The sequence below is a fragment of the Cohnella abietis genome (assembly GCF_004295585.1).
Classification (GTDB): Bacteria; Bacillota; Bacilli; order Paenibacillales; family Paenibacillaceae; genus Cohnella; species Cohnella abietis.
In genome coordinates, this window is the sequence record NZ_AP019400.1 from 6,980,247 (window position 1) to 6,991,731 (window position 11,485).

General features: G+C 45.1%; 7 protein-coding genes. 1 reads left to right on the forward strand and 6 read right to left on the reverse strand.

Annotation, left to right across the window (positions count from 1 at the left end; translation table 11 throughout):
* Positions 1 to 96 precede the first annotated feature (96 nt).
* The 5 genes from KCTCHS21_RS30350 to KCTCHS21_RS30370 all read right to left on the reverse strand — a co-directional run bounded on the left by KCTCHS21_RS30350 (position 97) and on the right by KCTCHS21_RS30370 (position 9,568).
* Positions 97 to 3,546, reverse strand: a complete 3,450-nt coding sequence (locus tag KCTCHS21_RS30350) for an S-layer homology domain-containing protein (RefSeq protein WP_130616212.1) — start codon at positions 3,544 to 3,546, stop codon at positions 97 to 99.
* Between the two features lie 201 nt (positions 3,547 to 3,747).
* Positions 3,748 to 7,515, reverse strand: coding sequence for a S8 family serine peptidase (locus KCTCHS21_RS32005; protein WP_130616213.1), 3,768 nt, complete (start codon positions 7,513 to 7,515; stop codon positions 3,748 to 3,750).
* 349 nt (positions 7,516 to 7,864) lie between these two features.
* Positions 7,865 to 8,581 (reverse strand): 3-ketoacyl-ACP reductase, encoded by a 717-nt coding sequence (locus KCTCHS21_RS30360; RefSeq protein WP_130616214.1) that lies wholly within the window; start codon positions 8,579 to 8,581, stop codon positions 7,865 to 7,867.
* Between the two features lie 195 nt (positions 8,582 to 8,776).
* Entirely contained in the window at positions 8,777 to 9,223 is a 447-nt protein-coding gene (locus KCTCHS21_RS30365) for a hypothetical protein (protein ID WP_130616215.1), read from the reverse strand.
* 51 nt (positions 9,224 to 9,274) lie between these two features.
* The gene (locus tag KCTCHS21_RS30370) at positions 9,275 to 9,568 is read right to left on the reverse strand and encodes a barstar family protein (protein ID WP_130616216.1); all 294 of its coding nucleotides are present in this window, start codon (positions 9,566 to 9,568) and stop codon (positions 9,275 to 9,277) included.
* Positions 9,569 to 9,640: 72 nt separating this feature from the next.
* Between KCTCHS21_RS30370 and KCTCHS21_RS30375 the strand changes: the two genes are divergently transcribed.
* A complete protein-coding gene (locus KCTCHS21_RS30375; protein ID WP_130616217.1) occupies positions 9,641 to 10,441 on the forward strand; it encodes a recombinase zinc ribbon domain-containing protein in 801 nt (266 codons plus the stop codon).
* Positions 10,442 to 10,536: 95 nt separating this feature from the next.
* Here KCTCHS21_RS30375 and KCTCHS21_RS30380 read toward each other — a convergent pair whose 3' ends face one another.
* On the reverse strand, positions 10,537 to 10,893 hold the full coding sequence (locus KCTCHS21_RS30380) for a hypothetical protein (RefSeq protein ID WP_130616218.1): 357 nt from the start codon (positions 10,891 to 10,893) through the stop codon (positions 10,537 to 10,539).
* Positions 10,894 to 11,485 lie beyond the last annotated feature (592 nt).

The following is an 11,485-nucleotide window of genomic DNA, read 5'->3' on the forward strand; positions in this document are numbered from 1 at the left end:
ATTCGTTTAACTAGAAAAAACCTACTATTAGGCATCTAGCCTAATAGTAGGTTTATTTTTGAAAGAAACGATGAGGTTGAACTTTCTTACTTACTATTAATCATACATCATAACTTCTACAGGAGTCGCTGGAGTATAGTACGGATTCTGTGATAAGTCCTTTACGCCAGCCCCGATTGTAATCGTTGATGAATCCAAGTAAACAATAGGATGACTATCTATACTTTCGACAGTTAACTTAATCCTGCTTGTCCCTGAACCTGATATTCCCGTAATCCGATAGCCGGTTGCCAAGCCCGGTCCACCATTATGGCTGATCGGCCCAGCCGTAAAGTCATTCATGCTAGCCGTTACCTTTTCTGTAAAGTTGAGCACAATTTGTGTCAAGCCGCCACCCAAATTGAAGTAGGCATTATCAACCATAGGTGGTTTGATATCTTTAGAAGAGATTAATAAGACATTATCTGAATAATAACCATATAAATCATCAATTTGTTGTGCATATACGGAATCTTCAAACGTCACATTTCTCGCACCTGCCGTGATCGTCAATACCTTAACTTCATTGTCCCATGCGTACGTAAGACCAGCGTTTTGGGGCGCACCGTTTGTTATAGCTTGTTCAACAACAAGTTTCCCATTATTCTCCTGTAACGTTTCAGAAAAAGTCAATTGGACTGATGTTCCTGCCTCAATCGTAAAGGATTCTGCCTCGTTGCCTAGCGGTGTGACCGTTGGGGTCGATCTATCTAAGCTCAAAGCTTCGATATAAATGTAACCCCCATTTGCGGACAAATCTGTAAGTCCACTAACAGTAATAACAGCTGAATCTCGTTTACCAATAGCTATAGGTGCATTACTGCCCTTCACCTTCAATGTAAGAATACTCGTACCCGAGTCTAAAACTTCCTCGATCACTAAATTGCCAGCTGCGGAAGGTACTCTGTTATAATTTCTGTAATGACGCAAGTCCTGTACCGTAAAATTCGATTTCTCAGCAAATACCGGTTCGTTGAATGTAAGTGTAATCTCAGTTGCACTTATAAATGCGGCAGAAACAAGTTTTGGGTTGACGTTATCAAATTTCGTAATTGGTAGGGAAAGATTAGCTTCAAGCGCCTTTCCTGTTAAATCTTCGATCCCTGAGCTCACACTCATCACTGCTGTATCTCCACCAACCAATGGCGCAAGTCCATTTCCTAACGTACCCTCCACGGTTAACGTAATAACCGATGTACCCGATCCCGCCATTCCCAAGATTGTGAAGCCAGTTGCGGTTCCGACTCCTTTGTAATGAGTGACTGCCCCAGGCGTGAAATAAGTCAACTGCGTAACCGTGACAGGCTCGCTAAACGTCACTTCAAGCGTCGTTGCCGACGTGAAGTTGGCCCAAAGTGCCATTGGCGAACGATTACTTGAAGTTTGAATCAATGGAAAGTCTTGAGAAACATTACCAAATTTATCTTCAACACTTACAATCACATCATTCATGAAGTGCGTATCAACAGAAGCAGAGATGGTAAGCTCATGATAAGGTTCATCTGTAACTTCATCGTATAGGTATTCCCATTCGTAGGATAACGAGTGGTCTGCATTTGCGGATATCACTTTTTCTACTTTTTTTATTGATGAATCTGAAAGTACATCGCTGAATTTAAGCAAAATTGATCCGTTTGCCAGTATTGTGAATTCCTCATAAATATTCCCAAGTGCAATGACGGATGGCGGCGTGTTGTCGTATCTAGCGATGAATTGGTTAGCCACACTTTCCATTACGTTGCCCGCGAGGTCAACCACATCATGGATGGCAATAACACTCGTGGATCCGCCATTCGGACCATAATAATGATTATACAAAGTCAAGGTTATCTGATTAGTCCCAGTTCCTGACGATTTAGTAATCGTAGAATCCCCGCGACCATCAGAGATGGTGATGAACTCAGAGAAATTGCTACTCGTCGCAATGATCGGTTCGCTGAAAGTAATAACGAGTGTCGTTCTATTTGTAAAAGCTGCGCTAACAACCGTTGGCTTTGTTGTGTCCGGCGTTGGTGTTGGCGACGGTGTTGACGTTGGTGTTGGTGTTGGTGTTGGTGTTGGTGTTGGTGTTGGTGTTGGTGTTGGTGTTGGTGTTGGTGTTGGTGTTGGTGTTGGTGTTGGTGTTGGTGTTGGTGTTGGTGTTGGTGTTGGTGTTGGTGTTGGTGTTGGTGTTGGTGTTGGTGTTGGTGTTGGTGTTGGTGACGGTGTTGACGTTGGCGACGGCGTGACGGCAGACCCGCCTCCTCCGGAGGACGGTGGTGCAGTAGGTGTTTTGATCGTAAGTGGAGGTGTTTCAAAAGTTGAGCCCGGTAGGTTAATCACGGCTACAACAATCGTACCTTTGCCCAACCACTTCACGATCGCATCTAAAATAAGCTCGTTTATTTTAGAATTTTCAGGTACAGTTACTTGGATATTCTGTGCTTTCACATTGACTGTCTCGAATGCCCCTATTAACGTTACTTTGGCTTGCGCCGGAAGAGAAGCGCTTAGATTTACATTTCCGAAACCAGTACCAGTGGCGTTGCTTTCCTGAAGCGTTACCGAGGAATTAACGACAACGAGTGCAATCGTTGTTGTGCCTTCTGATACGATACGCACAATTCCATTGCCGGTTTTTTTATCGATAATAATCTCACTAAGCACGGAATTCTTAAAATGTATACTGTTCTCGCCCCCGCCTTGCACAGTGACTTTCCCTGTGACCTTGACGTTCTCTAAGAAAGCATCACCTTCTCCAATACCTTCACCTAGTAATAAGTCCCCGTTAATGACCAAGTTGCGCAAGGTTACGCCTGCTGCGTTGATCGCAACATTCTTATTAATCGTTCTAACTCCAGTCGCTGGGCCATGCGTGCCCGCTGCGTTGTAAATGTCGGCTTGATCCCCTCTGTATGCAACCGCACGGTCCAAAGCTACTACTGCCTCTGCGCGGGTAATCGAGTTCAATGGCATAAAGCTATTGTTCTCATAACCTTTCAGGATGCCATTAGCTGCCGCTGCATTCACAGCCCCCTTGGCCCATGATGCGATGGAAGAAGCGTCTGCAAAACTCGCCGCTGTGTTCTCGGCTTGTGACAGGCCTAACAGCTTGTCCACGACAACAGTTACTTCTTGTCTGCTAATCTCTTTACTAGCGCCGATCGTTCCGTCATCATAGCCTTTGATGTACCCTGCTTTAACTGCCTTCGCCACTTCAGCATAAGCCCAGTTATCTGCGGCTATATCACGAAATGCGATCTGATCTTGCTCCGTGAATCCAAACGCACGATTGACCAGAACGATGAATTCCGCTCTTGTAATCGGATTTTCCGGCTTAAAGCTGCCATCTTTGTAGCCTTTAATAAAGCCTTTGTCAACCCAAGCAGATATTTGACTTTCCGCCCAATGTCCTTTGATGTCTGATGTAATAGCTGGTGATGCACCCATAGCTACACCAAACGTTGAAAATAGTAAGCATGCAATAACCATAGATAATACTAAATTCTTAATAAATTTGTTTTTCACGCATAGGCCTCCTGATCGTTTCTAATACTTCCGTTCATCATTCTAACACCCCCCAATGACAGTTAAATGACAAACTTCAACAGGGCCCTATCCATCGGGGCCCCTAGTCTCATATTTCCATATCTCATAATTTCAGCTTCGATTACCCTACTCCAATCTCTTACCTTACCGCTACGCCCTTCCACGCGAAAATTTTAGCCGTCACTTATGATAAGGCTCTCCGTAACATCTGCTTACAGATCCCAACGCAGTTCCGTAAGCTCCAGGCGTTGTGCTCATATATATGTTATATCCTGCAGCTGCAGTGACGGGATTCCATTCAATGGTTACCTGTCCATCGCCACCGATTGCCGATTGGATAACCGGTGCGGAGGGTGCATTCATAGCTGCAATGGTGACCCTTACGGAATACTGCTGCGTGCTGTTGTCTGCTGCCATTACCGTGTACGTTACCGGGTTTGTGAAATCCTTAGCTGCACCGCTAGAAGGCGACACGCTCGCACCGGTATGTGTAATTGTCGGCACCAGTGCGGTTACATTTGTCCCGTATGGAACCGTCAACGCTATCGTCTTCGCACTCTCATTTACCGCCCCCGTCACAGCTGGCGTCAGGCCGTTAAATGCAAAGCCTGTAATCGCCTTCGCCGGATTCGCTGCCACTGTTACCGTCACCACGTACTGCTGCGTGCTATTGTCTGCTGCCGTTACCGTGTAGGTCACCGGATTCGTAAAATCCTTAGCTGCACCGCTAGAAGGCGACACACTCGCGCCCGTATGTGTAATCGTCGGCACCAGCGTGGTCACGTCCGTTCCGTACGGCACCGTCAATGCCACTGTTTTGGCTATCTCATCGACTGTCCCCGTCACCACCGGTGACAGGTCACCAAACGTGAAGCCTGTGATGGCCTTCGCCGCAAGTACGACATTGACCAATGCCTTCAATTGTAACGACGGTTTGCTTGCGGATGCAATCGTAACGGTAAGTGTAACATTTGCAGTTCCGCTGCTAGGCAAAGAGAGTAATATGCCATTGTTGCCAATGTAGTTTGTATTGCTGCTTTCGGTTATTTCATAGGTAATTCCTGCGGTAGTCGGAAGTGTAAGCACAGGTACGCCCGTGTGCGTCGTATTCGTTATATTCGGTACGAAACGATTCTTGGCATCCAATACCTTTGGCTGTTCAATACTATCTAGAGATTTCACGCTAAAGGTTTTATAGGCGGAAAAAAATTTTTCTGCAGTATTGTTTGCGGGATTATAGGCTGAAGCCGCTGTGACTTTAAGTGTATACTGGCCCTCGGGCAGGCTCTGTATCGTTCTCCAGTAATACTCATAATCTTGATAATACTTTTGTGTCATTCCCTCATATATACGGGTACCCGTCCCGAAATTGCCGCTGAATGTGCTATCAACGGAAAGTACGTCCAACATGCCGATGTACTCATTGTTTATATCATAGATTTTCAAGAGAATAGCATTAACATTAGAAGCCGTAAGTTTAAAGCTAATATCAATAGGACGAGTGGTATCTTCTCCATCCACAATGATAGAAGGGTTCGATAACGTCAATTCTTGCAGCCCTAATCCATTGTCAGGCAGTTCATCGCCGACATGAATGCTGAAAGGCAGATGGAGCGAAGGCAACCCGTTGCTTGTAAGCACAACATCTCCTTCGTAGACGCCTTTTGCCGTATCCACGGTCGGCGTAACGCTCAATGAGAACCCTTTGGCGGAATTCGCATTAACGTTAATGGTGCCTGCGTCGGTTTCGCCTAGTTCGACACCGATTTTGCTTATATCCGATGTGTTATTGCCGGTTACGCTTGGATGCATCCGAACCGAAGCCTGATATTGTACAGGATTGTCGGAGGTATTTTTGAGCTGAAGCTGTTTGGTTTTGGTTTCCCCGTTCCGTATCGTACCGAAGCTCGTATTATCCCCGTAATTCGTAACGGCTTGCGGATTCATATCTTTGTCCAAGATTGTAATCTCTTCAACCGATTGAAGAAGCGCGGGCGTTAATAACGCATTCTTGACATTAACCCGGCCGGCACCTTGCGAATAAACGTCATACAAAGTACCCGTTTCATCGCTAATCTGATCGGCTGTATTGCCTAACGCGGCGCGAATATCGAATGGCGTCCATTCGGGATGCGCTTGCTTTAACAGCAAGGCTAATCCAGTAATGTGCGGGGTAGCCATGCTCGTGCCGTCTAAGCGGGCATATGCTGCGCTGTAATCTCTCCCGTACGCCGGGAATGTCGAGAGAACGTTTACGCCAGGCGCAACGAAGTCCGGTTTAATGCTCAGATTCCCATCGGAGCTTGGCCCCCTGGAACTGAAGTCAGCGACGCGATCACCCGGATTAATTTTCTCCTGATAATCGGAATCAAATGTAAATGTCAGCTTAGCGCTCGGGTTAGCCAACAGTGCACTAGCTAGTTCGCGCCCTTCCTTACCTTTCATATCCATGATCGGAATATAGTCAAAAGCTCCATAGAATTCAGTGCCGAAGCCACCGATGTAGTCGTCTTTTCCCGCAATAGAGGTTGAGAGGTCGGGAGTAAATGGGGCATTGATTTTATTATTGCCATTGAAGATGATGACGGCCTTGGCGCCATGTTTTTTGGCGGAAGCGAATTTTTCGAGGAATGTCTGGTAGCCTCGCGATACGATCGCTATTTTGCCAGTAACATCGACATTGTTATAATCTGATTCCAAACCAAGACGAACGTACACAGCATCCACGGGATCCGTGCCGAATAGGGATGCAAAGTCATCATTACCGAGTGTCCATCCCCTAATAGGGAGTTGATATGTTTGACCCGTTATAGTGCTTGTTGCAGTAGCCGTATAATTGGAAGACGGACTGGAAACCGCGCCGACAGATATCGATAGCGAGGAAGAAGCCGGCGCTCCCATGGAATAATACGATGGACCTGCGTTACCGTTAGCGATGACCACAACAGTGCCATGTAAAACCGCGTTGTTCAATGCAATGGAATCCGGTGAATCCGAATCCTTGACGTCATCGGAGCCAAGCGACAAATTAATAACGTCCATGCCGTCCTTAACCGCATGCTCAATGCCATCAATAACTTGTGCAGTAGTTCCTGAAGTCCCGCCTGTGCTTGCATTGTAACCTAACACTTTATAAGCATACAGACCAGCCTCATAGGCGATTCCCTTCTGAGCAAATTTGGATGTGGTATTCGCGGCAGTACCTACGATCGTACCCGCTACATGAGTGCCGTGGGAAGTTCCGGGATTTGAGCCTAAGGGCTTCTCTTCGTAGGGATCTTCTGTTTGAAGGAAGGAGTTATAGCCCCCTTTATAGGCATTCGCTAAGTCGGGATGCAAATAATCCACTCCCGTGTCGATAACGCCGACCTTCAGACCTTTACCAGTTAAACCTTGGCTCCATGCATAATCAACGCCTATTTGCCAAAGCGGCTGCGTTTCATAATAGGGATGATCAGCGTCTGTAGCCGATGAGTTGCTATCCGATATCGCATAGAAGGTTCGATTTTCATGGATGGCTTTGACACCCGGGAGCTCCGCCAATTTTGGGATTTGGTCAGCCGGAAGGGTCACTTCCATCCCATTGAAGACCGTATTGTATTCATAGTTTTTCCGTAGACGAAGTCCCTGCTTGCTTGCCTTAAGGAGCACATCGGATTGTTCTTTCTTAATGGATGCTTCAGTAGATACTTTAAAAGATCGACGGCCCATCTTAGCAGCATTCTTACTGACCGCAACAGGCTCGCTTTCCATTTGAACGATTACGTTTACAGGCTCCGAAGAAGAAGTGTCTATCTCCGAAGAAATGGTAGCGATGCTAGGTACTTTCCCGATAGAATCGTTTGTACTTGCTAGAGCAAGACCGTTCTGAAATATAAAGCTTGTTGATACAATCAATGAGAGCACAAGAGCCAGTACGGCACTACGATTAAGCAGCTTTCTTAACAATAGATTCTCCTCGTTTCCAATTGTCGATTCACACAAAAAAACCTATTATTCGATCCTATGTAGGATTATAGAGCGAATAATAGGAGAAAGAGTCATACTAAAGTAGTACACTATGAAAAAAGTTCAACATAAAGAGCAAAGCGTCCTTCATACAAGCATAAACGGCTGACGCTGTCCTTTGCCGGCGTTCAACGTTTATGTCGGAGACCTATCAGAAAATTATCGAAAATTCTATACTTTCTGGTCGGTTAACAAAAACGCCATCGGCGCAAAAAAGATCGCTTATCGCGCGAAGCGATAAACGATCTTTTTCTTCAACCGATTCTATTGTTCTTCTAGCCTGACACGATTACGGATTCGTCGACCAAAGCCCGGCGTGCTTCAGCACGACGCGAGGATGAAGCTTGAGCTGAGCGACAATGAAGTCCGCCAAGTCCTCCGGCTGCATGACCTTGTCCGGATTGCCGTCGGTCAACTTCAGCTCGACCGCCATATCGGTCGCGATCGTGCTCGGGGTCAGCGTCGATACGCGAATGTTATTCTTGCGAACCTCTAGCATGAGCGACTCGCTCAGGCCGATGACCGCCGCTTTGGATGCCGTATACGCGCTTGTGAGAGGAGCTCCCCGCTGGCCTGCGGTCGACGAGATGTTGATGATGTCTCCCGCGTTGCGCTCCATCATCTCCGGCAGCACCGCGCGCGTCGTGTAATATACTCCCTTGACGTTGACGTCAATGATCTTTGTCCATTCATCCGGCGTAAGCTCCATGAAGCCGCCGAATTTGGAAATTCCTGCGTTGTTGACCAAGATATCGATAGCTCCGAGCTCTCCGCGAATCTTTTTCACGGCCGCGGTGATCGAATCGAGATCCGCTACATCCGCTGCCGCCGTTGCTACTTTCACGTCATACGTCTTGAGCTCATCCGCTACCTTCTGCAAATTTCCCAGCGTACGACCGACGAGTCCGACATTGACTCCTTCTCGCGCCAGCGCGAAGGCCGTAGCGCGTCCGATGCCGCGACCCGCTCCCGTAATCAATGCTACTTTCCCTGCGATTGCTTGCATATGTTTCTCTCCTTCAGATGTCCGTCCCCGGCATGCCGATTCTGGTACAATATGCTCGTGTTCATGACTCATTCTTATGATAACCCATCCTGTTTAGGAATTCTGTTTCCTCGAAAATTTTTCACCATTATTTGTGGTAAGGTTCAGCGTAATTTATCTTCATATTTCCCATTGTTTATTCGCTTTCCAATCCTTTCATATTTCTTCCAACATTAAACCTTCATTGTATTTATCAAGGGAATCCAAATTAATCCATGCTCCCTCAGCAATTCTATATACATGGAAACGTACAACGCATTCGTCTCCATCAAATGATAAGATTAGATGGAAAGGGGCGTCAGGGTATTCCCTCTTTAGTTCTGTTCCCCATATCCTCATTACATCTAATCCAACGTGCAGTAATTGGTACGGTTCATTAGTCGAAATGAAATCATTAATGTGTAGGTGATTCTCGGATGCTTCAAATCCTGTCCTGTCATGGATGATGCTATCAGCAACAAATTCTTGTGGTAAGTCATTTTTTTCCCCCATATCTAACAAAATGCAATCATTCCACTCCATAAATCTAGGATTGAACAAGATTGATGAATTGGATTGAGGTTTGACGGATGTTCTAACTATTTCGTCAATATATCTCTGCATCGCTTTATTTACCTTCTAGAATAAAACATCTTTTCTGATAAGATCGTTCTTTCATTCGTATTCCACGCTACAACCCCAAGAAGGATACTGCTTATTCAAATCATCCAATAGTTCTTGCATTATTTGAGCGTCATCAGGAAGATTGTTTTTCAAATTATTCCACCCTATAAGTCTTAAATTTTTAGGCATCTCTATAAGTCCTGTTATCGCATCCCAAAATGCGTTCCAATTCATGCCATAGAAATCGGGAAATTGAAGTTGCTTTTTAAGCAGTAAATGGAGTTCTTTGTAGGTTTCAATATCTGAAACATCTATTAGCACGAGTTCGTTTCTTTCATCTTCCATACGTTTCCCCCCATTAACCAAGGTGAACATGAACGTATAATTGATCTGGCTGTCTGGGAGAAAGCCAAATCAATGAATGAAATGAAATCTCACAAGCCAACAAAGACCTTTCACGGTCACTTCCCGCTTACGACCCTATTGCGTTGTCCAATGTGCGGACAAGGTATGATTGGACACAGAACTAAAAACTCAACAGGTGAATATATCAGTTATTATCAATGTGCGGCATTACGCTCTAAAGGCTCTGCTGTGTGTAAGACCAACTTGGTAAAGGCAGATGAAACAATAGCCTTCGTCTTTAAGAGAATCGAACAGATAACATCCAATCCTGATCTCTTAGGGAAAATTGTAGATAATGTAAACGGTAAGGTCAAAACACTAAAACAACCCCGGCAAGATCAGCTTGATTATATTCAGGGGCAACTTCTTAATATTGAGAAAAACATTAAGAGGTTAATTGACGTGATTGTGACCACAGACAATCCCCCTTCATCTGTAGTAGAGAAGTTGGGTTCGGAAAATGAAAAGAAAATGCTGATTGAAAAGAAGAAGGATACAGAGTATGAACTCAATAAACCAATTATAAAAGAGGTTTCCTTTAAGCAGATACACCAAGTTTTAACGGGCTTCTCAACGGTAATAACAAAGGTTGAACCAGTGAAACAAAAAGATTTGCTTCACTCTATTATAAACAAGATCACTGTAAATGTTGGAAACAATCCCGATGAGAGAAGCGTCAAGGACATTGAACTGTTCTTTGACGCTTCAATTAAAGATGACTTTGTGCTTACTTATGATACGGTTCAGCTTAACGGGTCTATCGGCGAAAAATGTTCTGCCGTGTATCATAGTCAAGATTCTACACCCGATTGACGAACTGCCATTAAGCCTTAACATGAATAATATGCCACCGAAGTAATCGGCAACCTAATTTCATTAATTCAGCTGTCGTTCACCATAGTCTGCTTTCAACTATTCAGATCGTTCTTCGCTAACTCCAATGCTACGGCTATTTTAATCTGATTCGTTTTACTACGCCCTCTAAGCAAATTCTCTATTGGATACACATCTACTATCGGAGCTATTTTATCATCGTAACGATCTAATTCAATTTTGATAACTGAATGCGTATCCACAAGAAAACTGATAATATCTTCCCCCTGTTCAGGCGTCCAGTATAAAATGTACGCTGTCTTCATTGCTGGAAAGCTATCTTGGATAATGTCCAAAAACCTTCGCATAGATATATCGTCGAAAAGACGAACTCTTGATGCTTGTAATTCTCTTCTGTACGCTTGTTCTGTAATAGTCCCTCTAAGCTTCACCGCTTACCCTCCTACCTCCACAAAACCGTTGATGCTACTGACATCTTTTAAACTTGATTAATTGTATCAGCTCGTACCTAAGTGTGCCGCGCGGCGGCATTCCGGGCTTCCAAGAGACTTGCGTTTTGTAGTTCAGATCTGCAACGTCGAGCTTACCGAACTAATGCCAGAAAACAAGAAAACCGAAGCAGCGGGGCTAGTCTCCATAATCTCTTACTAACCGTTCACCGAAGTCAAGTTTGAAACTATCCCGCTCCTCCTCTATGCTTTACTCGAATCCGAACTTATACAAGATGCTCCCTTTGATTTGTCCCCAAACAAACCGTAACAAGCTCGCCTGCGCAACGTTCTTTCCCCTGGGTGGCACACCCCCCACCTTCTCTCGGAGGCATCATTCCACGCCCAGCAAGCGGTTAATTTGAAAAATTTAGCCGTCACTTATGGCACTGTTCCCCCAATTAATCTAATTGCCCGATACACTGCTACAGCAGAGCACATGCATCAGTTGGTGCGGATAACTCCCTATCGTCACGTAAGCGACCGCGATGCGTTGGTTTGACTGTACAGATAGGAAATAATAAATCAATTTTAT